Consider the following 23,709-nt stretch of genomic DNA (forward strand, 5'->3'; position numbering starts at 1 on the left):
GCGAAGCGTTTGTCCAGGTAGGCGATGATGTCCTTGGACTCATACATCCAGGTCACCTTGCCGTCCTCCTCGATCCGCAGGCACGGCACCTTCACCCGGCCGCCGCCCTCGAACAGCGCCTGGCGGTGCTGCGGATCGTTCTTCGCATCGCGCAGCGCCACCGGCACGTTCAGGCGGTGCAGGGCGCGACGGGTTTTCACGCAGAACGGGCAGGCATGGAACTGATACAGCGCCAGGCCTTTGGCCTCTTGCTCGACGCGCGCCTGGGCCGAGGCATCGCGCTTTTTCTTGGCCGGACGGCTGATCCAGTCGCCGAACACGATGAGCTGGCCGAGGCCGACTCGCAAGGCTTTGACGATCATGGGCAACTCCTGAAATGAAAAAGCCGACCCCATGGGGTCGGCTCGGGGTACAGGCCGATCACTTGATCAGGCTGAGGAACTCGCTACGGGTGGCGGCGTTCTCGCGGAACTCACCGAGCATCACCGAAGTGAGCATGGTCGAGTTCTGTTTCTCGACACCACGCATCATCATGCACATGTGCTTGGCCTCGATGACCACCGCCACGCCTGCGGCGCCGGTCACCTGCTGCACGGCGTCGGCGATCTGGCGGCTGAGGTTTTCCTGGATCTGCAGGCGGCGGGCGTACATGTCGACGATCCGCGCGACCTTCGACAGGCCCAGCACCTTGCCCTTGGGCAGGTAGGCCACATGGGCCTTGCCGATGAACGGCAGCATGTGGTGCTCGCACATCGAATACAGCTCGATGTCCCGGACCAGCACCATTTCGCTGTTGTCGGAGGTGAACAGTGCGCCGTTGGTCACTTCTTCCAGCGTCTGTTCGTAACCGCGGCAAAGGTACTTCATGGCCTTCGCGGCCCGCTTCGGCGTGTCGAGCAGGCCCTCGCGGGAGACGTCCTCGCCGATCTGGCTGAGGATCGCGGTGTAGTTCTGTTCCAGGGACATGGATCTACCTGTGGAAAGTTTCGCAAAGGCGAAGGGTACGGCGGCGACGGCGGCGCTGCAAGCGCGATGTCACTCGTCGCGACCTTCGAGCATGGTTCGCTTGAGCATCACGTATACCGCCCCGGTGCCGCCGTGGCGGGCCTGGCAGGAGGCGAAGCCGAGCACTTGCGGGTGCTGGCGCAGCCAGGTATTGACGTGGCTCTTGATCATCGGGCGCTTGCCGTCCAGGCGCGCGGCCTTGCCGTGGGTGACGCGCACGCAGCGCACTTCCAGGCGGGTGGCCTCGGCGATGAAGTCCCACAGCGTTTCGCGCGCCTTCTCGACGCTCATGCCGTGCAGGTCGAGGCTGCCCTCGAAGGCGATCTGGCCGAGCTTGAGCTTGCGGATCTGGGTTTCCTGGACGCCGTCGCGGCGCCACATCAGTTCATCCTCGGCACCGACGTCGATGACGAACTGGTCGGAAAGACCGTCGATCACCAGTGTCTGGTCGCTGCGCACGGTCGCCGCCTGGCGCAGGCCGGCCAACTGCTTGCGGTCGGCCTTGGGTTTGCCGACTTCGGCGCGGTCGTGCTTGATCGGCTTGACGCCGCGCACCTCGGCGCTGAACAGGGAAAAATCGTCGTCTTGCATGCTGCCTCCACGTGGGCGGCGTAGTTTACGCGACTGCGCGTCGGAGTGAAGCCCTGAGCTGCGCGCGGTTTGTGTAGGAGCGGCCTTGCCGAGGCGTCGGACCGGTCGGAAAGGGCCGCAAAGCGGCCCCGGCGATTGTTGCGTCGACGCTGAGACCGGGGGGCTGCTGCGCAGCCCTTTCGCGACGCAAGGCCGCTCCTACAGGGGGAGGTGTAAATCTGTCAGTCGTGCTTCTTCATCAGGTGCGGCGACAGGTTCAACTCGCGGCCACGGCGCAGTCGGATGCGGCTGCGTCGCCAGACGCGCACGCCGATCCACAGCAGCAACAACCCGACCACGACGAGAATCGCCGACAGCGGGCGGTTGGCATTGAGCTCGGCCAGCGCGGCGTAATTGCCCAGCAGGCCGGCGAAACCGGCCATGGCGAGCAATATGCCCAGGGTGGCGAGCAGCACGGAGAGCGCTGCGGCAATGCGCGCGCCCCAGTTGCTTGGCTCGCGTTGACGCAGGCGCTTGGCATCGAAACTGCCTTTGAGCTTCATTCGAATTCCTCGGGATCTGGTGGAGCTGATCCGGATTTCGACCTGCCGGTCACCCTGGGGTTCCGCCCGTCCGCCGGGCGGTCGCGGCTCAGACCAGGCTGGCGGTGGGGGCGACGCAGGCGAAGTTGTCGGCCATCACGGCCATTTCGCACTGGTGAATCTGCGCGGCGGGAATCACGGTGTCCTTCAGGGCCAGGTCACGGGTCGCCGACGCGTCCTGCACCAGGGTGCAGCGATAACCATAGTCCTTGGCGCGGCGCACCGTGGTGCTGACGCTGGAGTGGCTCATGAAGCCGCAGACGATCAGGTCGAGGTGGCCGAGCGCCTGCAGGGTCTCGTGCAGCTTGGTGTTCTTGAAGGCATTGGGCATGCGCTTTTCGATGACGATCTCGCCGTCGCGCGGCTCCAGGCCCGGGATGAACTCGCCTGCCGGGCCCTGGGGGTCGAAGCGCCCGCCAACGGTGCCGAGGTGGCGGACGTGGATGATCGGACGGCCGGCCTTGCGGGCGGCGTCGAGCAACCTGGCAATGTTCGCCACGGCCTCGTCCATGCCCGACAACGCCAGCGGACCGCTCAGGTACTCCTTCTGCGCGTCGATGACGATCAGGCTGGCTTGGCCCAGCTTGGCCGGCGGGTAGTCGCGGCCAGTGAGGCGGAACATCGTGGTTGGAACGGACATCAAGGGCTCCTTGGATAGGGCTTTTGTGCGCCTATTCTCCCCTGCCGAGACGCCAATGTGAATGGTTGACAGTGCAAGTGGCGTGGTTACTGGCCTGTGGCTATCCATTCGGCCATCGTCGGGCACATTTGTGCGGTGCGGGCTGTTAGACTTTTGTCCTGTCTGAAAAGGAGTACCCCGTGATCACATCCCGCCTGCGCACCCTGCGCGACCATATTCGCTGGGCGGTCAGCCGCTTCCATGAGCACGAGCTGTTCTTCGGCCATGGCGCCGACAATGCCTGGGACGAGGCCCGCCTGCTGGTGCTGGGCGCGGTGCACCTGCCCTGGGAGGTGGCCGACAGCTACCTGGATTGCGCGCTCGAGGACGACGAGCGGGTACGCCTGCAGCATCTGCTCAAGCGCCGCATCGAGGAGCGAGTGCCCACCGCGTACCTGCTGGGCGAGGCCTGGTTCTGCGGCATGTCGTTCATCGTCGACGAGCGTGTGCTGGTGCCGCGCTCGCCGATCGGCGAGTTGATCGAAAAGCGCTTCGAGCCGTGGCTGGCGGCGGAGCCTGCGCGCATCCTCGACCTGTGCACCGGCTCCGGCTGCATCGGTATCGTCGCCGCCGACGTATTCCAGGAGGCCGAGGTGGTGCTGGCCGACCTGTCCTTCGATGCGCTGGAGGTGGCCAACCAGAACATCGAGCGCCATGGCCTGGACGCACGGGTGTACACGGTGCAGGGCGATGGTTTCGGTGGGCTGCCAGGGCAGCGTTTCGACCTGATCCTGTCCAACCCGCCGTATGTCGATGCCGAGGACTTCGGCGACATGCCGGCGGAGTACCACCATGAGCCCGAGCTGGGCCTGGCCTGCGGCAACGACGGCCTGGACCTGGTGCGGCGCATGCTCGCCGAAGCGGCCGACCACCTGAGCGAAAAGGGGTTGATGATCGTCGAGGTGGGCAACAGCCAGGTGCATGTGGAGTCGCTCTATCCCGAGGTGGATTTCACCTGGCTGGAGTTCGAGCGCGGCGGGCACGGCGTGTTCATGCTCACGGCCGAGCAGTGCCGGCAGCATCAGGAACTGTTCAAGGCGCGGGTCTGACGGATTCACACCGCCCCCTGTAGGAGCGGCCTTGTGTCGCGAAAGGGCCGCAAAGCGGCCCCGGCGATCTTTGCATCAGCACTGAAAACCTGGGGCCGCTGCGCAGCCCTTTCCGACCGGTCCGACGCCTCGGCAAGGCCGCTCCTACACGGATCGCGCAGGGCGGGTCAGCGGGTCGCGATCCAGATCAGCAGCCCGGCCTGGAACACCGCGAACGCGACCAGGCAGGTGATGGTGAAACGCAGCCCACCGTCCTCGCGGCGGTACTTGGCCACCCGCTCGTCACGCTCGCGCAGCTGGGCTTCCTTCTCCATCAGGTTCTGCTCGGCCTGCTGCAGCATGCCAGCGGCCTCGATGATGTCCACGCGCTGGAGCTTCTCGGTATTCCAGCCGCCCTTGAGCTGGCCCACCGCCGTTTCCACCAGGCGCCCCTTGAGCAACTGGCCGTCGGTGTATTCCACCGCCAGGCCGGCGCTGGCCAGCACATGGTCGCGGCGCAGACGGGTGTCTTCGTTCAGGGCGTCCTTGTTCGGCAGGCTCATGCCCTCGACCCGATAGTGCGAGCAGCGCTGCTGCAGCCATTGCACGGCCTGGGCCAGCAGGAAGCGGCCGATGCCGCGGTTCAGCGGCTCGACCTGCAGGCCGGCGGGGTCGCCGATGCGCACCAGGCGTTGTTCGTGATCGACGCGGATGTCCAGCTGGTTCTGTTCCTTGCGCACCTTTTGCCCGGGCAGGCGGATTTCCATGCGCAGCAGGCTGTGGGCCTTGTCGTGACGCTCGGCGTAGCCGAACTGGACGAAGCGCAGCGGCCGGGCGCCGCTGTTGCGATCGGTGGGAAGGGGCGCCAGGCGCAGCAGTTGGAAGTGTTCGACGGCAAGCTCCGCCCAGGGCAGTGGCGCGCTTTGCGGAACGTCTTCTTCTTCGGTCGCCTCGGCGGCGGGGGCATCGGTCATCAGGCTCATCCTCAGGTCCACGGCGGCAGCGTGAGCGACTCCCGTCGATCACGGCCTTCTTGCCGCGTTATCGGCAGCTGGCGAAAAGACCTGAGTGCTGCCGTCAGGCCGACGGCAGTCCATGGATGAAGATGACGATCCGCTCGCCCAGCTCGCGGGCCAGGGGCAGTTCAGGGTTGCGGTAACTGTCACGCTGCTGGCTCATGTCCCGTGGGCTGATGCGCAGCATATGGTTCATGCCGTCGATCAGCGCCAGTTGCGCGTCGGGCTTGGCGGCCTTCAGGCGCTCGGCGTCGGCCACCTCCACCTGCACATCGTTGCGTCCCTGCACGATCAGCGCGGGAACCTTGAGGTGAGCGAAGGCGGCAGCCGGGTCCTGGCGCAGCAAGGTGATCAGGTAGGGCTGCACGCTGGGGCGGAATACCTGGCGCAGCGGCGCGGGCACATCGAGGCTGGTCTGTCCGGCCTGCAGGCGGTCGATCAGCGCCACGCCGCCGGCCAGCTGCGGCGGCGGCAGGCGCTGGGCCAGTTGCTCGCGCAGCACATCCGCCACCGGACGGCCGCTGCCGGCCAGGGTGATCACCGCGCTGGCGCCGGCCTGCTCGGCGGCGAGGCTGGCAATCAGCGCGCCTTCGCTGTGACCGACCAGGATCAGTGGGCCGAAGCGCGGATCCTGCCTGAGCGCGCGGCCCCAGGCGACCACATCGGCGACGTAGCGCTCGACGCTGAGATTGCGCTCGTCGGGCGTGGCCGGCTGGCTGGCCGCCACGCCTCGCTTGTCGAAGCGCACGCTGGCGATGTGCTCGTTGGCCAGCAGCAGGGCCAGGCGCTTGAGGTTGTCGATACGCCCGGAGGCAGGGTTGTTGCCGTCGCGGTCGGTCGGGCCGGAGCCGGCGATGATCAGCACCACCGGTGGCGGGGTGGCCTGCTGGGGCAACAGCAGGCTGCCGTGCAGCACGCCCTGGCCGGTGTCCAGGTCGATGGGGCGCTGCAGCACGGTGGGCGCGGCGGCCTGGGCGAGGCCGGCGAACAGCAGCAGGAGGAGGGCGGCGAGACGCGACTTCATGGAGGGAACTACATGGAAAGGTGTCATTGAGACATCGTGGCAGGACGAAGGTTCGCATGGCTGCTTTCCCGTGCTGGCCCGTTCGCGGGTAAACCCGCTCCACAGAGGCCGGCATGGGCAACCCATCCCCTTGTCTTTTCCGTATACTGGCCACCTCCTACCCATTCAGGCTGATTCGCGGAGCGTCCATGTCCGGCAATACCTACGGCAAGCTGTTCACTGTCACCACCGCAGGCGAGAGCCATGGCCCGGCGTTGGTCGCCATTGTCGACGGCTGCCCGCCCGGCCTGGAAATCGCCCTGGCCGACCTGCAGCACGACCTCGACCGGCGCAAGCCCGGCACCAGCCGGCACACCACCCAGCGCCAGGAGCCGGACGAGGTGGAGATCCTCTCCGGGGTCTTCGAAGGGCGCACCACCGGCTGCTCGATCGGCCTGCTGATCCGCAACACCGACCAGAAGTCCAAGGACTACTCGGCGATCAAGGACCTGTTCCGCCCGGCCCACGCCGACTACACCTACCACCACAAGTACGGCATCCGCGACTACCGTGGCGGTGGCCGCAGCTCGGCGCGCGAGACCGCCATGCGCGTGGCGGCCGGTGCCATCGCCAAGAAGTACCTGGCCACCCAGGGCATCCGCGTGCGCGGCTACATGAGCCAGCTCGGACCGATCGAGATTCCGTTCAAGACCTGGGAATCGGTGGAGCACAACGCCTTCTTCTGCCCTGACCCGGACAAGGTGCCGGAGCTCGAGGCCTACATGGACCAGCTGCGCCGCGACCAGGATTCGGTGGGGGCGAAGATCACCGTGGTCGCCGAAGGCGTGATGCCAGGCCTGGGCGAGCCGATCTTCGACCGTCTCGACGCTGAACTCGCCCACGCCTTGATGAGCATCAACGCGGTCAAGGGCGTGGAGATCGGCGCCGGCTTCGCCAGCGTTGCCCAGCGCGGCACCGAGCACCGTGACGAGATGACGCCCGAGGGCTTCCTGAGCAACAACGCCGGCGGCATTCTCGGCGGCATCTCCTCCGGCCAGCCGATCGTCGCCCACCTGGCGCTCAAGCCGACGTCCAGCATCACCACCCCGGGCCGTTCGATCGACGTCGACGGCAATCCGGTCGAGGTGATCACCAAGGGCCGTCACGACCCGTGCGTCGGCATCCGCGCCACGCCGATCGCCGAGGCGATGATGGCCATCGTGCTGATGGATCACCTGCTGCGCCATCGGGCGCAGAATGCCGAGGTCAAGGTCGGTACCCCGGTGCTGGGCCAGCTCTGATTCTTCAGTCCCGGCCTCTTCTCGGGTAAACCCGCTCCCACAGGTACAGCGATGCTCCTTGTGGGAGCGGGTTTACCCGCGAAGAGGCCAGGGCAGGTCCCCACAAGGCCACCCCATGCCCCCCATTCCATACTGGCGTCTGTCCAGCTTCTACCTCTGCTACTTCGCCCTGCTCGGTGCCACCGCGCCGTTCCTGGCCCTGTACTTCGATCACCTGGGCTTCTCCCCGGCGCGCATCGGCGAGTTGGTGGCCATCCCCATGCTGATGCGCTGCCTCGCGCCGAACCTGTGGGGCTGGCTGGGTGATCGCAGCGGCCAGCGCCTGCTGATCGTGCGCCTGGGTGCGCTGTCGACCCTGGCTACCTTCTCGCTGATCTTCCTTGGCAAGAGCTACGCCTGGCTGGCGCTGGTGATGGCGCTGCACGCGTTCTTCTGGCACGCGGTGCTGCCGCAGTTCGAGGTGATCACCCTGGCCCACCTGCACGGCCAGACGGCGCGCTACAGCCAGGTCCGCCTGTGGGGTTCGATCGGCTTCATCCTCGCCGTGGTCGGGCTGGGGCGCCTGTTCGAATGGCTGAGCCTGGACATTTACCCGCTGGCGCTGGTGATCATCATGGCTGGCATCGTTGCCGCCAGCCTGTGGGTGCCCAACGCGCAACCGGTGGAGCATGCCGAGCGGCGCGGTGCCGAAGGCTTCCTCAAGCAGGTGATGGCGCCGGGGGTGCTGGCGTTCTATGGCTGCGTGGCGTTGATGCAGCTCAGCCACGGGCCCTACTACACCTTCCTGACCCTGCACCTGGAACACCTGGGCTACAGCCGCGGCGCCATCGGCCTGCTGTGGGCGCTGGGCGTGGTGGCCGAAGTGCTGGTGTTCATGGCCATGAGCCGGATCTTCGCGCGCTTTTCGGTACGCCGGGTTCTGTTGGCGAGCTTCCTGCTCGCAGCCTTGCGCTGGCTGCTGCTGGGCAACCTGGCGGACATACCGGCGGTGCTGGTGCTGGCCCAGGTGCTGCACGCGGCGACCTTCGGCTGCTTCCACGCCGCCAGCATCGCCTTCGTGCAGGCCAGCTTCGGCGCCCGCCAGCAGGGCCAGGGCCAGGCGTTGTACGCTGCGCTGTCAGGTACCGGCGGGGCGCTGGGCGCCCTGTACTCGGGCTACAGCTGGAAACTGCTGGGCCCGCACTTCACCTTTGGTATGGCCAGCGTCGCAGCGCTTGCGGCAGCCGTTATCATTGCCCTCCGTCTCAAAGAAAGCAGGAACGCCCCCTGATGAGCATGCTCAGTGTTTTCGACCCGTCCAGCCCGGAACTGCCGAACAAGGTGCTGACCCACCACGACGATATCGCCGCGACCCTGGCCGAGCAGGGCGTGCGCTTGGCCCGCTGGCAGTCCGGCGCGCGCCTGCGTCCCGGCAGCAGCCAGGATGAGGTGCTCGCGGCCTGCCGCCAGCCGTTGGACCAGTTGATGACCGCGCACGGTAGCGTCACCGTCGCCGTGTTCAGCCGGGACGGCGTCGACCCGAGCCAGGTCGATCTGCGCGACGAGCATGTGCATGAGGGGGAGGAGGTGTTTGCCCTGATCAGCGGACGCGGCCAGGTCAGTTTGCGGCTGGGTGGCTTCGTCTACGCCGTGCTGTGCGAAAAGGACGATGTGCTGGTGGTGCCGGCGGGTACGCGGCGTTGGCTCGACCTGGGCGAAAACCCGTTTTGCCTGGCCTTGCGCCTGTTCGCCAGCGAGCAAGGCGTGCAGCCACGCTTTACCGGCGATGCCACGGCCCGGCAGTTCGCCGGGCTGGATGAGTTCTGAAGGAAACGGTTCGCGCGATCAGCGATAGGTGGGCAGGGCGAACCGCTGTTGGCTCTGCAGCATCGAGATCGTCGGCAACTCACTGGCTTCGCCCGCCAGGTCGCGGCGAATGGCGCTGATCGCCCAGGACAGCTGCTCGGCGCTGTGCAGCTGCGCATAGGACAGCACGCGGCGGGTCACCACGCCATCGGCGGCGCGCAGGGTCAGCAGGACGCCGCCGTCTGGACGTGCCTGGGTAGCCACTTGGTAGGCAGAGAACACCGAGGCGAATTTTTCCTGGATGAGGTCCATATCAACTCCTGACTGTTGGGTGGGCAGACGTGAGTGGATAGGTGCAGTGATCGTGCCACGCTCTATTTTTTAAAAATTACTTATAAATCAATAAGTTAATGTTTATTTCGTGTGCCATGGCCTTGCATTCTGCAAGGTCGTGCATTTTGCACAGTGCAATTTGCACGGTGATAGGCTGCCTCTCTGCTGCCCATAGAATCTGAACCTTTGACCCGCTGGCGCTGCCTGACCAACACTTGGCCCCACGCCAATGCCAGGAGGTTCCCGATGTCCGATCAACAACCCACCACGATGACCGACGAAGAGCACGCCGCCTTCGCCGAAGAAGTGTTCGAGCGCGCCCGGCGCGGCGATGCACCGATGCTCGCACGCCTGCTGGACGCTGGCCTGCCTGTCGATCTGCGCAACCACAAGGGCGATACCCTGCTGATGCTGGCCAGTTACCACGGCCATCACGAGGCGGTAAGAACCCTGCTGGCCCATGGCGCCGACCCGTTGATCGCCAACGCCAACGGTCAGTTGCCCATCGCCGGCGCAGCGTTCAAGGGCGACCTGGCGATGATCCGCCTGCTGCTGGCCCAGGGCGTGCCAGTGGATGCCGCCGCTGCCGATGGCCGTACCGCGTTGATGCTGGCGGCGATGTTCAATCGCCTGGAGATCATCGACTTTCTGCTGGCCCAGGGCGCTGACCCGGCGCATCGCGACGCGGCGGGCACTACCGCGCTGATGGCCGCTCGCACCATGGGCGCCGTAGACGCTGCCGCGCGCCTGGAGGCGCTGGCCGGCTAACCGTCCGGGGGCATTTGCGGCTATCCTTGGCGCCTTTTACGCCAACCCGCAGGGCCCCCCATGAAAGACCAGTTGCTCGAACTCATCAGCCTCATCGGCGCCGGCTGCATGCGCGATGAAGATATCGAGCGCATCGCCGGCGAGGCTGCCCAGGCCTACGCCGATCCCGACGCCTTCCTCGCCGCCAACCCCGATATCAACTATGACGACAGTTTCCCGTTCCCGTTGGGTGAATGGGTGGTGGTCGGCAGCCTGCCGGATACCGTGCTGTTCCAGGCCGACAGTTATCAGGACCTGTTTCAGCAGATCAGCGACTCGTTCGACAAGAGCGTACCGTTCACCCTCAAGCCCAAGCAGCTGGCGCGCACCGAGGCGCTGACCGCGCTCAACCGCATCCAGGTGCAGATGGGCGCGTTGAACAAGGAGGCCGGTGGCTACGTGCTGCTGAATTTCAGCCAGTTGCTCGATGACGAGCTGCAGATGGTGATGGTGGGGCAGAACGACCTGGCGCGCGTGCTGGAGCTGGGTGCGGTCGTTGGCATCAAGGTGGAGCCGGCGCTGGAGGCCTTGAAGGTGGCGGTGCACGTCTGAGTACACGCAGGATATCGGGATTTACCCATCCCCTGTAGGAGCGGCCTTGTGTCGCGAAAGGGGGGCGAAGCGCCCCCAGGTTTCGTGTATCAAGCTGATATCGCCGGGGCTGCTTCGCAGCCCTTTCGCGACACAAGGCCGCTCCTACAGGGATTTGCGCATGCCTGATCAGCCTGACCTGCCCTCGATGAACGCTTCGTCCACCCGCGACAGTTGCGTCTCGCTCAGCACCCCGGCCTGGTAATGCAGCTTGATCCACGCCAGCAGGTAGTCGTAGCGCGCCTGGGCCAGGTCTCGGCGGGTGGTGGCCAGTTGCTGCTCGGCGTTGAGCACGTCCAGGTTCACCCGCTCGCCGCCCTGCACGCTCTTGCGCGTCGACACCACCAGCGCCTCGGCCGCCACCAGCGCCCGCTCGTAGGCGCGCAGGCGGCTGGCGCCGGATTGACAGGCGTTGTATTGCTTGCGCAGCTCGATCAGCGCACTGCGGGTATTGCCGTCGAGCTCGTACTCGGCTTGCTCCAGGTGCCGGCTGGCCTGGCGGGTCGAGGCCATCACCCCGCCCCCGGCGAAGATCGGCACGCTGACCTCGATCCCCACGGTGTTGGTGTCGTAGCGTTGGTTGTAGGTGTTGCCGCTGTCCGACTCCTGGCGCCGCGAGGTGGCGAACGCCGTCACCTTGGGCAGGTGCCCGGCACGGTTGCGCTCCACTTCGTAGCGCGCCACTTCCAGCGCTTGGCGCGATGACGCCAACTGTGGGTTGTTGGCCAGCGCGCGTTCCTGCCAGGCTTCGTAGCCGCTGGGGTCGACCATCGGCAAGGCGAAGCCGACGCGCAGCGGCGCCAGTTCCTCGACCCGCACCGCCGGTTCGCCGATCAGCGCGCCCAGCTCGCGCAGGGCGGCATCCTGGTCGTTGCGCGCCTGGATCTCCTCGGCATCGGCCAGTTCATAGCGGGCCTGGGCTTCGAGGATATCGGTGCGCGTGCCTTCGCCGGCGTCGAACAGCCGCTGGTTCTGCTGGAACTGCTGACGATAAGCCTGCTTGCTGGCCACGCTGATGGCGATCTGGTCCTGGGCGAACAGCGCCTGGGTGTAGCTGGTCATCACCCGCACCAGCAACTGCTGGCTCTGGTCACGAAAGCTTTCGTCGGCGAACAGCGCCTGGGCCACGCCCTTGCGATAGCTCGAGTAGGCTTCGTAGTCGAACAGCGGCTGCTGGAGGATGAAGGTCGAGCCCATGCTGTCGTAATTGCGGTCCTCCTTCTGCCGCCGCGAATCCCCCAGGTAGCGCACCTCGGAATCGTTGCGCCCCTTGTTGTAACTGTACGACAGGCTCGGCAGCAGGCCGGCGCGGCCAATGGCGCGATATTCCTGGCCGGCCTCGCGGGCCTTGAAGGCGGCGAGATAGGTCGGGTCACGGCGCAGGGCCTGCTCGTAGACCTGGAACGGCCCCATCGCCGCCTGGGTGGCTGTCGGCAGCCAGGCACAGGCGACCAGCAGCCCGATCAGTGGGTACTTCTTCACTGGGCGTCCTTATTGTTCGGTCAAGGCGGTGCCTGCACGGTCGAGCAGGGGCTTGAACAGGTAGTTGAGCAACGAACGCTCGCCGGTGCGCACGAACAGCTCGGCGGGCATGCCCGGGCGGATCACCAGCCCTTCGAGCCGCGCCAGCGCTTCTTCGCTGACGGTGCTGCGCAGCACGTAGTACGGCTGGCCGCTACGCTCGTCGATCAACTGGTCGGCCGACACCAGCGCCACCTCCCCGGTCACCCGTGGCGTGCGGTTCTGGTTGAAGGCGGTGAACAGGATGTCCACAGGCTGCTGCGGCGCCACCTTGTCCACCAGGTTCACCGGCAGGCGCCCTTCCACTTCCAGCGCGGTGCCCTGGGGCACGATTTCCAGCAGCGTGTCGCCAGCCCGCACCACGGCGCCCTCGGTATGCACGCCAAGGTTGACCGCCACGCCATCGGCCGGCGCCATGATCTCGCTGTGCTGCAACTCGAAGTGCGCGGAGTTGAGCTGCTGTTCCAGGGTCGCGGCCTTGACCTGGGCTTCGGCCAGCTGGCTGCGCACCTCTTTCTGGTACTCCTCGCGGCGCTGCTGCAGCTTGAGCCGGGCTTCGACGATCACCTGCTCCAGGCGCGCGCTCTCGCCAGCGTTCTGCGCCAGGTCGCGCTGCACCTGCGACAGTTGCCGCTGGTATTCGAGCACGCGGTTGCGCGGGATGTAGCCGTCACCGGCCAACGGACGCAGGCTGTCGAGCTGCTCGCGCAGCGAATCGGCCTGGGCCTGCAGGTCGCCACGCGCCCGGCGCATGCCGGTCAACTGGGCCTGCGAGCCGTCGATGCTGGCGGCCAGGGCACCCTGCTCGCGGGCCTGGGCCTGGCGGCGGCTGTCGAACAGCTGCCGCTGGCCTTCGAGGATCAGCGTCAGGCGGGCATCGGCGTCTTCGAGCAGCTCGGCGGGAAACCGTACCTGCCCCAGGTTGTCGCGCTCGCTCTGCCAGCGGGCCAGGGCGGCGCGGGTCATGCGGTACTGCGCCTGCAGCGCCTCGACATCGGCCTGCACCTGGGTGCGGTCGAGGCGAAACAGCGGCTCGCCCTGGCGCACCTGCTGGCCTTCGCTGACCAGAATCCGGCTCACCACGCCGGCCGCCATGGACTGCACCGCCTTGCGCTTGCCCGACACCACCACGGTGCCTTGCACCGGCACGCCCTGGTCGAGCGGGGCGAAGCTGGCCCAGGCCATGAAGCCGCCGAAACCGACCAGGGTCAGCAGCCAACCCAGGCGCACATGAAAACGTGCATCGCGCGTGTGCTGGCTCATGCGCCACCTCCGGCCTGCAGCGGACGTTGCGCCGGGGCCTGGCCCATGGCGTGGAGGATGTCGCGGGCCGGGCCGAAGCCCTGCATGCGTCCTTCGTTCATCACCAGCAGCTTGTCGGCCTGGGCCAGCGCCGCGCTGCGATGGGTCACCAGCACCACGGTGCGGCCCTGGGCCTTGAGCTGGACGATGGCACTGGCCAGCGCGGCCTCGCCATGGCTGTCGAGGTTGGAGTTGGGTTCGTCGAGCACGATCAGCCGGGCATCGCCGTACAGGGCACGGGCCAGGGCGATGCGCTGCTTCTGGCCGCCGGAGAGGTCGACCCCCTCCTCGCCCAGGCGCGTGTCGTAGCCCTGGGGCAGGCGCAGGATCAGTTCATGCACGCCCGCCAGGCGGGCCGCCTCGACCACCTTGACGCCGTCCAGCTCGCCGAAACGGGCGATATTCTCGGCGATGCTGCCACGCAGCAGTTCGATGTTCTGTGGCAGGTAGCCAATGTGCGGGCCAAGGGCATCGCGGTCCCACTGGCCAAGCTCGGCGCCGTCGAGGCGCACATGACCGCTGATCGTCGGCCACACGCCGACCAGCACCTTGGCCAGGGTCGACTTGCCCGAGCCGGAAGCGCCCAGCACGCCGAGCAGTTCGCCCGGCGCCAGGGCGAAATTCACCTGCTGCAGGGTGGCCAGGTTGCGCCCGGGCGGGCCGGCGCTGACCTGCTCCACCGCCAGTTGCCCGGTGGGCACCGGCAGCGGCATCGGCGTCGGCGGCTCGGGGTGCTCGCGCAGCAGGCCGTCCAGGCGCTGGTAGGCCAGCTGCGCGCCGCTCCACTGCTTCCACACCGCGATCAGCTGGTCGATCGGGGCAAGTACCCGGCCCATCAGGATGGAGCCGGCGATCATCATGCCCGGCGTCATCTGGCCCTCGATCACCAGCAGGGCGCCCAGCCCCAGCACCAGCGATTGCAGGCACAGGCGCAGGCCCTTGCTGGTGGCGGTGATCACCGCCGAAGTGTCGCTGGCCTTGTTCTGCAGGTCGAGGAAGCGCCCGTGCAGGGTGTACCAGCGCTGGCGCAGGGCGCCGAGCATGCCCATGGCCTGGATGCTCTCGGCGCTCTGCAGCTGGCTGCCGGCCAGTTGCGTCGATTGCTGCTGGAAGCCACTGGCCTCGGCCAACGTGGCGTGAGTGAGGCGTTCGTTGAGAATCGCCAGGGCGATCAGCAGCAGCGCGCCGACCGTGGCCATCACCCCCAACCAGACGTTGAAGGCGAAGATCACCGCCAGGTAGATGGGAAACCAGGGCGCATCGAAGAAGGCGAACAGCGCAGGGCCGGTAATGAACTGGCGCAGCTGGGTCAGATCGCCCAGGGCCTGCCCGGCGGCGCCGTCGCGCTGGCGCAAGTTACGCTCGAAGGCGGCGCGATAGACCTTCAAGTTGAAACTTTTCTCCAACTGGTTGCCCACGCGAATGACAATGAAACTGCGGACCGCTTCGAGCCCGCCTATATATACGAAGAAGCCCACCACCATCAGCGTGAGCACCCACAAAGTTGTGGTGTTCTGCGAACTCAGTACACGGTCGTACACTTGAAGCATATAAATGGATGGCACCAGCATGAGCAAGTTGATCAATGCGGTGAAACAGCCAACACTGATCAACGTTGATTTATGTTCGCCGAGTGCCGCCCACAAAGGCGCCCCGGGCTTTTGGCTCGGTAGTTTCATGTTTCGCCCTGGCTCGCCCGGAACTTTCAAGTTCCGGGCAGGGATTATTTGTCGAGGCGCTCGAGCACCAGTTGCTTGCCGTCCGGAGCGGTCCAGGCGTAGCGCTGGGCGCCTTCGCGGCTGAAGTGCACCACGCTGCTGCCGTCACCGCCCACTAGGGCCAGAGTGTCGGGGGTCACCAGCCAGCTGCCGGGGCGCAGGCCTATCAGGCCCTTGGCACAATCCAGATCACCTTCGATTTCACCTTCCGTGGCGCCCAGACGCAGATCACAGGCCTGCGCTTGCTGCTGTTCGGGGTAAAGCTGCCAACGGCCGGCCAGTTGCGCGGCGTTGGGGAGTAACAGGCTGCTCGCCATGACTACCTCGGTCATCGACATCAGGGGGATCGCGGCCAGCGCGATCGTTCGCACAGTTGCTTTCATTCATCGGCCTCGTCGGCAAAAGGGGCGACGCGCGAGCGCCGCCCCTCGTACATCAGACCACGATGTCGGTGACAGCGGCCTGGCCAACGGTGGTCACCAGGAAGTCAGCCGAGCTGTTTCCGGTGAAGTCGATGGACAGGCTGCCCAGGTTGGTGGCCTGGTCGTAGGTCAGCAGCGCCTCGCCGGCATGACCGGTGAAGGCATTGACGAACTGCAGCGGCAGCTTGTTCACGGCGAACGCGGAGATGGCCGACAGATCGATCTTGTCCACACCCGAGGTGAAGTCCATGATCCGGTCCGGCGCCGCCTTGGTCGAGTCGCTGACGGCGGCGAACACGAAGGTGTCCGCGCCGCTGCCGCCCCACAGCTGGTCGGCGCCGCCGCCGCCGTAGATGATGTCGTTGCCGGCACCACCCTTGAGCACGTTGGCCAGCGCGTTGCCGATCAGCAGGTCGTTGCCCGAGCCGCCGATGGCGTTTTCGATGGTCACGCCCTTGGCGATGGAGACGTTGCCGACCATGCCGCCGACGTCGGAGAACGACGCTTCGTTGAGGTTGATCTTCTGGTTCTGGGTGAACCCGGAGAAGTCGAAGGTGTCGTTGCCGCCGCCGTCCCACACCGAGAACACCAGCTTCGACGAGGCCGAGGTGGCCGAGTAGAAGTCGCGATCAGCGGTGGAGTTGAAGCCGTAGGTGGTGTCGCTGGCACGGGTGGCGTAGTTGGCGCCGTAGAGCTTCTGGATCGCCAGGATGTCGTCCATCAGCGGGGCCGAGGCGTAGTACTGGCCACCGCCCTTGACGAAGTTCTGCCCGTTGTTGCTCTCGCTCCAGTAGCTCATGACGCTGTAACCACGGGTGTCCTGGGCGTAGTCGGCGTCACGGTAGGTCGGGTTGCCCTCGCCGGCGTTGTAGTCGCCGGGGTGGGACAGACCGAGTACGTGGCCGATTTCGTGGGTCAGGGTCTGACGTCCGTAGTTGCCGGTGCCCGGGTTGATGTTGACCTGGTAGCCGCTGTTGATCAGGTACCAGGATTCGCCTTTGTGCGAACCCGGCTGATCGAACGGCAGGTAGGCGAACGCGGCACCGCCATTGCTGGCGCTGAAGTTGCCGAAGGTCATGTGGCCGTCACCGCCCGAGGCGGATTCGGTGAAGGTGACCTTGGCCACGTCCGCCCAGGATTGCATGGAGAGCTTCGCCTGGGCTTTCTGCAGGTCGCTGAACTGGCTGAACGTGCCCAGTCCGCGGCTGTAGAAGTCGGAGGGTGCCTTGGTCAGGAAGGTGTAGGTGAGGCTGATGGTGCCGTCCTTGTTCAGATCCTTCCAGGCGGCGCCATCACGCAGCAGGTGGTCGGCGGCCTGGTCGACCGTGAACGACTTCTTGCCGTTGATGTTCGCGCCACCGCGATCGTACTGATGGGCAAAGCTATTGATCAGGCCGTAGGAAGAACTCGGACCGTTCGGTTGCAGCACGGAAGCGGCCGAAACAATAGCGTTTTCTTTGACTTTCGACATGCAGGTTACTTCCTTGTGTACAAAAAAGCAGTTGATGTCAGACAGGCGTCTCCCACCTGGCGAGAGCATCCTGTCACTCGCCCTTATGAGGCGCAAAAAAACTGACACAAACTGAAACTTATTGTCCAGCATTTTTTGACGCCATTTTTTCGTTTTCGAAAAAACGACTGCACCGCACTTATTTGCGCAAACTGAGATGGATCAGTGGCAACGGGCGAAACCATTAGTGCCAGTCATGACTGCCGAGTTTTATATATATCAACTCGAAGTTTAGTTATGAAAAAGCGACTGCCGGCTGTACTTGCCAAACCCCCTCTCGTTTTGGCCAGCGTGGCGCGACAACACGTCACATGACCCTCCGTCGCCTGGCCGTTGACTTGCCCTCGCCCCGGGCGCTCATTAGGCGTTGGTCAAAGCCCCTTCCTGACAGGACGACACGATGACAAGGCTCACGGTGCAATCCGGCGATTTCTTGCAAGGTGAAGGCGAGTATCGCAATGGAGCGCTCACACTCAAGACCCCACGCAGCCCCTCGCCCGGCGAGCGCATCTCGCTCACGCGCATCCAGGACCTGAAGCTGGCCAACCTCGAATCCACCCGCAGCCTCGGCGGTGCCTTGGGCTGGGGCGTGGCCGGCGCCCTGGTGGCCGGCCCGGTCGGCCTGCTCGCCGGTCTGTTGCTTGGCGGCAAGGAGGACGAGGTCACCTTCCTCGCCACCTTCAAGGATGGCCGCAAGCTGCTGGCCATCACCGACGGCAAGACCTGGTCGAAGATCGACGACAGCTGGCGCCGGCAGCAGCGGCCGGTCGCGGCCTGAATCGGCGAGCGCGTCGTTCGTTCTGACAATAAGCCGGCTCTCAATGGAACTGCACATGACTTGCTGATTGGGCAGAACCTGTGGGAGCGGCTTTAGCCGCGAACACCGGCGCAGCCGGTGCCACACACCACGTCGCTTGCTTCGCGGCTAAAGCCGCTCCCACAAGGCCCGCGCAGCCCGGAGGGCTGGGCGCTTGCCAGCAGGATGTGCGCTTGGCCTGCGACTGCCCTCACCTGAAACATCGAATCCCGCCCTTGGCAGCCTGCTAACATGGCGCCTTTTTGCCTGCCCGACAGCTGCCGAGCGATAACGGCGCGTCCGCTTTTCAAGGAGCCTTGCATGACCCCGCTTCGCCCCCGCCTACCTCTCGGGCTGCTCAGCCTGGGCCTGGCCCTGCACAGTGGCCAGGGCCTGGCCGACGACAGCGTGACCCTGGCCCCCGTGCGCATCTCGCAAGTCCAGGACGACACCGATTACCAGGCACGCGAGGCCCAGGTCGGCGGCCTGCACCGCGCGCCGCTGCTCGACACCCCTGCCTCGGTCAGCGTGTTCAGCCGCCAGTTGCTCGATGACCGCCAGGTGCGCAAGCTCAGCGAAGTGCTGCAAAGCGATGCCTCGGTGGGCGAGAGCTACGCACCGATCGGCTACTACGAGAACTTCAACGTGCGCGGCTTCGAGCTCAACGCCGCCAGCAGCTACCGGGTCAACGGCCAGACCATCGCCGGCGAGCAGAACGTGGCGCTGGAGAACAAGCAGCAGGTGGAGCTGCTCAAGGGCCTGTCGGGATTGCAGAGCGGCGTTTCGGAACCCGGCGGGCTGGTCAACTACGTGACCAAGCGCCCGCAGGACGTGCGCAGCATCAGTGTATCGAGCAACGAGCAGGGCGAACGCTACCTGGCCACCGACCTGGGCGGCTGGTTCGGCGCCGAGCGCCAGTTCGGCCTGCGGGTGAACCTGGCCCATGAGGACATCCGCTCCTATGTCGACCATGCCGACGGCAAGCGCGACTTCGCCTCGCTGGCCCTGGACTGGCAGATCAACCCCAATGCCGTGCTGGAACTGGATGCCGAATACCAGCACCGCGAACAGTATTCGGTGCCGGGATATCAATTGCTCGGCGGCAGCCAACTGCCCCACGGCGTCGACCCCAAGGACCACCTGGCCTGGCAGTCATGGGCCAAGCCGGTGCAAAACGACTCGCTGAACCTGGGCGGACGCTTCAAGTACCAGTTCAACGACGACTGGAACGGCACCTTGAGCGCTTCGCGCAGCAAGGTGGTGATCGATGACTACAGTGCGTTCGCCTGGGGCTCGAGCGAGGGGGCTTTCTTCGGCGCCAACGGCGACTACGACATCTATGATTTCCGCAGCCCCGACGACACCCGCCGGATCGACGAAGCGCAGGCCATGGTCGATGGACGCTTCGATGCGCTGGGTGTCGGCCATGAGCTGACGGTTGGCGCCAGCGCCCAGCGTCGCACGCTCGATCAACGCCCGTACTACAACGAGTGGCTGGGCACCGGCAACATCCACACCGGCGCGCCCGCCCTGGAGCCCTCCGGCAGACCGATCGGCGCCAGCGAACGCCGCCTGGACAGCCGCCAGTACGGCCTGTTCGTCAGCGACCGCATCACTTTCAACGACAACTGGCAGACCGTGATCGGTGCCCGGGAAGTGCGCCTGGATGAGAAAACCTGGAAAGAGACCGGCGAGGCCGACCGTCACACCCGGCAATACCAGCTCCTGCCGAACGCCGCGTTGATCTATAAGCCACGCGCCGACACCACGCTCTACGCGAGCTACTCGAAAGGCCTGTCCGCAGGTGGCACGGCGCCCTGGTTCGCCAGCAACGCCTCGCAAATCCTCGCCCCGACCCTGTCGCGCCAGCTCGAAGTCGGCATCAAGCGCGACTGGCAGGACATGAGCTTCAGCGCCGCGCTGTTCCAGATCCGCCAGGCCTACCAGTACGCCCGCCCGGAAGGTGACGGCAGCTTCACCTACGTGCAGTCCGGCCAACAGAAGAACACCGGCCTCGAGCTGGGCGCCAGCGGCTGGGTGACCTCGAAGCTGCAGATCCAGGCCAGCGCCGCGGCGATCCGCGCGCGGGTGCAGAACAGCGACACCGACACCTACGAAGGCCACCAAGCGATCAACGTGCCGCGCCTGCGCGCCGCCGTGCAGGCCGACTACGCCCTGCCCATCCCCGGCCTGGCCCTGCTCGGCGGCGCCCGCTACAGCGCCAGCAAGTACGCGAGCCAGGCGGGCAATGTCGAGGTCGGTGGCTACACCGTGTTCGACATCGGCAGCCGCTACCGCACCGACATCGGCGGCTACGACACCGTGCTGCGCCTGAGCGTGGACAACGTCTTCGACAAGCGCTACTGGCGCGATGTGGGCGATTACCTGGGCGACAACTACCTGTTCCAGGGTGCGCCGCGCACCGCACGGCTCTCGGCCTCGGTCAGCTTCTGAGTCGCAGTCCCTGTGGGAGCGGGCTTGCCCGCTCCCATAGGGACTGCGTGTAATCAGGGCAAACAAAAAGCCCCCGAACCTTTCGATTCGGGGGCTTTTCGCAGAATGTGGCGGTGAAGAAGGGATTTGAACCCTTGATACGATTTCTCGTATACACACTTTCCAGGCGTGCTCCTTCGACCACTCGGACACTTCACCGTTTTCTCTTCAAGCCGTTCAGCCTGTCGAGGCGCGCTAATTTAGTGGATGCGTTTTTCTTTGGCAAGCATTTTTTTCAGAATTTTCATGCATTTAAGCCAACCGCCGGAAAAGTCCGGGTAATCAAGGCAATGCTGCCATTGTATCCAGCGCTTTTTCTCGCGCCCGCTACCCTGCCCTGCTGGCGCAAGGCACGCAGCCTCGCCGCTGACTGATCAGTCAGCCTTGGCGCTTTACCTGGCCGAAATGGCTGGGTAACGTCGTCGCCACGCCATCCAAAGGACTCTGCCATGAGCGAGCTGATTACCTACCACGCCGAAGACGGCATCGCCACCCTGACCCTGAACAACGGCAAGGTCAACGCCATCTCCCCGGATGTCATCGCCGCGTTCAATGCCGCCCTGGACCGCGCCGTGGAAGACCGCGCCGTGGTGATCATCACCGGCCAGCCGGGCATTCTCTCCGGCGGCTACGATCTCAAGGTGATGACCGCCGGCCCCAAGGAGGCCGTCGGCCTGGTCACCGCCGGCTCCACCCTCGCCCGCCGCCTGCTGTCGCACCCGTTCCCGGTGATCGTTGCCTGCCCCGGCAACGCCGTGGCCAAGGGTGCGTTCCTGCTGCTCTCGGGCGACTACCGCATCGGCGTCGACGGCCCCTACAAGATCTGCCTGAACGAAGTGCAGATCGGCATGACCATGCACCACGCCGGCATCGAGCTGGCCCGTGATCGCCTCAGCCGCGCGGCGTTCCAGCGTTCGGTGAACAATGCCGAGATCTTCGACCCGCAAGGCGCCCGCGAAGCCGGCTTCCTCGACAAGGTGGTACCGGCCGAGCAGCTGCAAGAGGCCGCCCTGGCCGCTGCCCGCGAGCTGAAGAAACTGAACATGCTGGCGCACAAGAACACCAAGCTGAAGGTGCGCAAGGGTCTGCTGGAGACGCTGGACGAGGCGATCCTGCTGGACCAGAACCACCTGGGCTGATCTGCTGGCCCGCTGCAGGGGCCTGTGTTTGGGCGGCAAGCGCGCACCCTGTGGGAGCGGGTTCACCCGCGAAACAAGCGACGCGCCGCCTGGCACCGGCTACGCCGGTGTTCGCGGCTAAAGCCGCTCCCACAGGTCCCTGCTAAATCAAACAGAACCCTGCTAACTCAATAAGTCATATGCAGTTCCATGGCAGCGGACTGCCTGATGTTTGTCGAGCATTTGCCCCAGACAGTGCACACCCGTACACTGCGCCGCGATCGTCCGGTGTGAGTCGTACCATGCTTTATATCCTGCGCATGCTCCTGTTGGCGCTGCACTTCCTGTTCGTGGGCATCGTCGGCCTGGTCATCGGCCTGCTGCGTCCGTTCAACCCCGACAACAGTCGCCTGTTCGCCCGTCTCTACAGCGTGCCCGCGGCCTGGTTCATGCGTATCAAGGTCAAGGCCGAGGTTGGCCCGCTGTGGGACCAGCCGCCCGGCTGCGTGATCGTCGCCAATCACCAGTCCAACTACGACCTGTTCATCCTCGGCCAGGTGGTACCACGACGCACCGTGGCCATCGGCAAGAAGAGCCTGGGCTGGATCCCGCTGTTCGGCCAGCTGTTCTGGCTGGGCGGCAATGTGCTGATCGATCGCCAGAACGCCTACCAGGCGCGCAAGGCAATGCAGGCCACCACCCGCACCCTGCGCGACGACACCTCTATCTGGATCTTCCCCGAAGGCACGCGCAACCCCGGCGAGCAGCTGCTGGCGTTCAAAAAGGGGGCGTTCCACATGGCCGTGGAGGCCGGGGTGCCGATCGTGCCGGTGTGCGTCAGCCGCTACTCCCGGCGCCTGAGCCTGAACAGCTGGCGCCAGCGCACGGTAATCGTGCGCTCGCTGCCGCCCATCGCTACCGCGGGTCTTTCCCAGCACGACTTGCCAGCGCTGATCGAGCAATGCCGCAGCCAGATGCAGCACTGCATCGACCATATGGAAAGCGAAGTGACGGGCCAATAGCCCGCCTCCCGCGCCTTTCTTGATGCCCGACGGTTGCCCTGCCTCGCGACACAGCCCAAGCTGTCTGCCATGTTCAACCGAATAAGCGGACAACCATGGGTCGAGTCGTCGCAGCGGCGGTCTACAGCGCCGGCAGGAAAGTCACCAACATCAACATCGACGAAGGTGCCGAATGGGCCCGCAAGCCCGGGCACTTCGTCTGGATCGGCCTGGAGGAGCCCAACGCCGAGGAGCTGGCCAACCTGCAGCGTCAGTTCGGCCTGCACGAGCTGGCCATCGAGGACGCCCTGGAAAAGCACAGCCGCCCCAAGCTGGAGACCTTCGGCGACGCGCTGTTCATCGTCACCTACTCCCCCGTGAGGCATCAGGGCCGGCTCGAGTTCATCGAGACGCACATCTTCGCCGGCAACGGCTACATCATCACCTGCCGCAACGGCCACTCGAAGTCCTACTCACTGGTGCGCCAGCGCTGCGAGGCCCGGCCACTGCTGCTCGAACATGGCGAAGACTTCGTGCTCTATGCCCTGCTCGACTTCGTCACCGAGAACTACCAACCCGTCAGCGAGGCCATCCACGGCGAGATCGAGGAGCTGGAACAGAGCGTGCTCAGCGGCTCGCTGCAGGAGGCCGACATCCAGCGCCTGCACAGCCTGCGCCGCGACATCCTGCGCCTGCGCCGCTACGTGGCGCCGATGGTGGAGGTCAGCGAGGAGCTGCAGCGCCTGAGTTTCCCGTTCATCGACAAGAACATGCGCCCGTACTTCCGTGACGTGCAGATCCACGTCACCCGGCAGATGGAAGACCTGGCCGGTATTCGCGACATCGCCAGCCAGACCATCGAGATCGGCATGCTGCTGGAGTCGTCACGCCAGAGCATCACCCAGCGCAAGTTCGCCGCCTGGGCGGCGATCCTGGCGTTTCCCACGGCGGTTGCCGGGATCTATGGGATGAACTTCCAGAACATGCCGGAGCTGGGTTGGCACTACGGTTACTTCGCCGTGCTGGGTGTCATCGGACTGGGGTGCTCGGGGTTGTACTACAGCTTCAAACGCTCGGGTTGGCTATAGCAGCGAACGCAGGTTTCGTG

The 23,709-nt window shown here is 65.5% G+C and carries 24 protein-coding genes and 1 tRNA gene; 11 read left to right on the forward strand and 14 right to left on the reverse strand.

What is annotated here, in order from left to right:
- From N5D48_RS16415 to N5D48_RS16435, 5 genes are all read right to left on the reverse strand, one after another.
- Positions 1 to 362, reverse strand: a 362-nt coding sequence (locus N5D48_RS16415) for a glutaredoxin domain-containing protein (RefSeq protein WP_279886150.1), incomplete at its 3' end; no start/stop codon positions are given.
- A 58-nt stretch (positions 363 to 420) separates the two neighbouring features.
- Positions 421 to 966, reverse strand: a complete 546-nt coding sequence (gene folE, locus N5D48_RS16420) for a GTP cyclohydrolase I FolE (RefSeq protein ID WP_279886152.1) — start codon at positions 964 to 966, stop codon at positions 421 to 423.
- A gap of 69 nt (positions 967 to 1,035) precedes the next feature.
- Positions 1,036 to 1,596, reverse strand: a complete 561-nt coding sequence (locus tag N5D48_RS16425; protein ID WP_279886155.1) for a Smr/MutS family protein — start codon at positions 1,594 to 1,596, stop codon at positions 1,036 to 1,038.
- Between the two features lie 221 nt (positions 1,597 to 1,817).
- On the reverse strand, positions 1,818 to 2,138 hold the full coding sequence (locus N5D48_RS16430; protein ID WP_279886158.1) for a hypothetical protein: 321 nt from the start codon (positions 2,136 to 2,138) through the stop codon (positions 1,818 to 1,820).
- An 88-nt stretch (positions 2,139 to 2,226) separates the two neighbouring features.
- Positions 2,227 to 2,817, reverse strand: a complete 591-nt coding sequence (locus tag N5D48_RS16435; RefSeq protein WP_279886160.1) for a cysteine hydrolase family protein — start codon at positions 2,815 to 2,817, stop codon at positions 2,227 to 2,229.
- A gap of 179 nt (positions 2,818 to 2,996) precedes the next feature.
- On the opposite strand from N5D48_RS16435, the gene prmB reads away from it, so the two are divergent.
- Complete coding sequence (prmB, locus tag N5D48_RS16440; protein ID WP_279886161.1) at positions 2,997 to 3,905, forward strand: 50S ribosomal protein L3 N(5)-glutamine methyltransferase; 909 nt, start codon at positions 2,997 to 2,999, stop codon at positions 3,903 to 3,905.
- Between the two features lie 167 nt (positions 3,906 to 4,072).
- Here the strand turns inward: prmB and N5D48_RS16445 are convergent, their stop codons facing one another.
- A complete protein-coding gene (locus N5D48_RS16445; protein ID WP_279886162.1) occupies positions 4,073 to 4,858 on the reverse strand; it encodes a hypothetical protein in 786 nt (261 codons plus the stop codon).
- 103 nt (positions 4,859 to 4,961) lie between these two features.
- Positions 4,962 to 5,924: an alpha/beta fold hydrolase gene (locus N5D48_RS16450; protein WP_279886163.1), complete on the reverse strand. Its 963-nt coding sequence runs from the start codon at positions 5,922 to 5,924 to the stop codon at positions 4,962 to 4,964.
- Positions 5,925 to 6,112: 188 nt separating this feature from the next.
- Here N5D48_RS16450 and aroC point away from each other — a divergent pair, with 188 nt between their 5' ends.
- The 3 genes from aroC to N5D48_RS16465 all read left to right on the forward strand — a co-directional run bounded on the left by aroC (position 6,113) and on the right by N5D48_RS16465 (position 9,010).
- Positions 6,113 to 7,204, forward strand: a complete 1,092-nt coding sequence (aroC, locus tag N5D48_RS16455; RefSeq protein WP_279886164.1) for a chorismate synthase — start codon at positions 6,113 to 6,115, stop codon at positions 7,202 to 7,204.
- Positions 7,205 to 7,319: 115 nt separating this feature from the next.
- Positions 7,320 to 8,474 (forward strand): MFS transporter, encoded by a 1,155-nt coding sequence (locus tag N5D48_RS16460; RefSeq protein ID WP_279886166.1) that lies wholly within the window; start codon positions 7,320 to 7,322, stop codon positions 8,472 to 8,474.
- The gene (locus N5D48_RS16465) at positions 8,474 to 9,010 is read left to right on the forward strand and encodes an oxidase (protein WP_279886168.1); all 537 of its coding nucleotides are present in this window, start codon (positions 8,474 to 8,476) and stop codon (positions 9,008 to 9,010) included. The genes N5D48_RS16460 and N5D48_RS16465 overlap by 1 nt, the downstream gene beginning before the upstream one ends.
- An 18-nt stretch (positions 9,011 to 9,028) precedes the next feature.
- On the opposite strand, the gene N5D48_RS16470 is transcribed toward N5D48_RS16465, so the two are convergent.
- Positions 9,029 to 9,301, reverse strand: coding sequence for a DUF3509 domain-containing protein (locus N5D48_RS16470; protein WP_279886171.1), 273 nt, complete (start codon positions 9,299 to 9,301; stop codon positions 9,029 to 9,031).
- Between the two features lie 267 nt (positions 9,302 to 9,568).
- On the opposite strand from N5D48_RS16470, the gene N5D48_RS16475 reads away from it, so the two are divergent.
- Together N5D48_RS16475 and N5D48_RS16480 are read left to right on the forward strand one after the other, a co-directional pair.
- Entirely contained in the window at positions 9,569 to 10,090 is a 522-nt protein-coding gene (locus tag N5D48_RS16475; protein WP_279886173.1) for an ankyrin repeat domain-containing protein, read from the forward strand.
- Between the two features lie 60 nt (positions 10,091 to 10,150).
- Positions 10,151 to 10,681, forward strand: coding sequence for a hypothetical protein (locus N5D48_RS16480; RefSeq protein WP_279886175.1), 531 nt, complete (start codon positions 10,151 to 10,153; stop codon positions 10,679 to 10,681).
- Between the two features lie 168 nt (positions 10,682 to 10,849).
- On the opposite strand, the gene N5D48_RS16485 is transcribed toward N5D48_RS16480, so the two are convergent.
- From N5D48_RS16485 to N5D48_RS16505, 5 genes are all read right to left on the reverse strand, one after another.
- Positions 10,850 to 12,133 (reverse strand): TolC family outer membrane protein, encoded by a 1,284-nt coding sequence (locus N5D48_RS16485; RefSeq protein ID WP_279886217.1) that lies wholly within the window; start codon positions 12,131 to 12,133, stop codon positions 10,850 to 10,852.
- A gap of 78 nt (positions 12,134 to 12,211) precedes the next feature.
- Complete coding sequence (locus tag N5D48_RS16490; RefSeq protein ID WP_279886177.1) at positions 12,212 to 13,504, reverse strand: HlyD family type I secretion periplasmic adaptor subunit; 1,293 nt, start codon at positions 13,502 to 13,504, stop codon at positions 12,212 to 12,214.
- Positions 13,501 to 15,222, reverse strand: coding sequence for a type I secretion system permease/ATPase (locus N5D48_RS16495; protein ID WP_279886178.1), 1,722 nt, complete (start codon positions 15,220 to 15,222; stop codon positions 13,501 to 13,503). Before N5D48_RS16495 ends, N5D48_RS16490 begins: the two co-directional genes overlap by 4 nt.
- A gap of 44 nt (positions 15,223 to 15,266) precedes the next feature.
- Positions 15,267 to 15,644, reverse strand: coding sequence for an AprI/Inh family metalloprotease inhibitor (locus N5D48_RS16500; RefSeq protein ID WP_279886180.1), 378 nt, complete (start codon positions 15,642 to 15,644; stop codon positions 15,267 to 15,269).
- Positions 15,645 to 15,696: 52 nt separating this feature from the next.
- Positions 15,697 to 17,154, reverse strand: coding sequence for a serralysin family metalloprotease (locus N5D48_RS16505; protein ID WP_279886182.1), 1,458 nt, complete (start codon positions 17,152 to 17,154; stop codon positions 15,697 to 15,699).
- A gap of 439 nt (positions 17,155 to 17,593) precedes the next feature.
- Here N5D48_RS16505 and N5D48_RS16510 point away from each other — a divergent pair, with 439 nt between their 5' ends.
- Entirely contained in the window at positions 17,594 to 17,971 is a 378-nt protein-coding gene (locus N5D48_RS16510) for a hypothetical protein (protein ID WP_279886185.1), read from the forward strand.
- Between the two features lie 339 nt (positions 17,972 to 18,310).
- Positions 18,311 to 20,443 (forward strand): TonB-dependent siderophore receptor, encoded by a 2,133-nt coding sequence (locus N5D48_RS16515; protein WP_279886187.1) that lies wholly within the window; start codon positions 18,311 to 18,313, stop codon positions 20,441 to 20,443.
- Between the two features lie 108 nt (positions 20,444 to 20,551).
- On the opposite strand, the gene N5D48_RS16520 is transcribed toward N5D48_RS16515, so the two are convergent.
- Positions 20,552 to 20,641, reverse strand: a tRNA-Ser gene (locus tag N5D48_RS16520).
- A gap of 290 nt (positions 20,642 to 20,931) precedes the next feature.
- Here N5D48_RS16520 and N5D48_RS16525 point away from each other — a divergent pair.
- The 3 genes from N5D48_RS16525 to N5D48_RS16535 all read left to right on the forward strand — a co-directional run bounded on the left by N5D48_RS16525 (position 20,932) and on the right by N5D48_RS16535 (position 23,689).
- On the forward strand, positions 20,932 to 21,621 hold the full coding sequence (locus tag N5D48_RS16525; RefSeq protein ID WP_279886190.1) for a crotonase/enoyl-CoA hydratase family protein: 690 nt from the start codon (positions 20,932 to 20,934) through the stop codon (positions 21,619 to 21,621).
- 281 nt (positions 21,622 to 21,902) lie between these two features.
- Complete coding sequence (locus N5D48_RS16530; protein WP_279886193.1) at positions 21,903 to 22,622, forward strand: 1-acylglycerol-3-phosphate O-acyltransferase; 720 nt, start codon at positions 21,903 to 21,905, stop codon at positions 22,620 to 22,622.
- A gap of 95 nt (positions 22,623 to 22,717) precedes the next feature.
- A complete protein-coding gene (locus N5D48_RS16535) occupies positions 22,718 to 23,689 on the forward strand; it encodes a magnesium and cobalt transport protein CorA (RefSeq protein ID WP_279886196.1) in 972 nt (323 codons plus the stop codon).
- Positions 23,690 to 23,709: the final 20 nt, after the last annotated feature.

Source organism: Pseudomonas sp. GD03858, assembly GCF_029840925.1.
In the GTDB taxonomy this organism is placed as follows: domain Bacteria; phylum Pseudomonadota; class Gammaproteobacteria; order Pseudomonadales; family Pseudomonadaceae; genus Aquipseudomonas.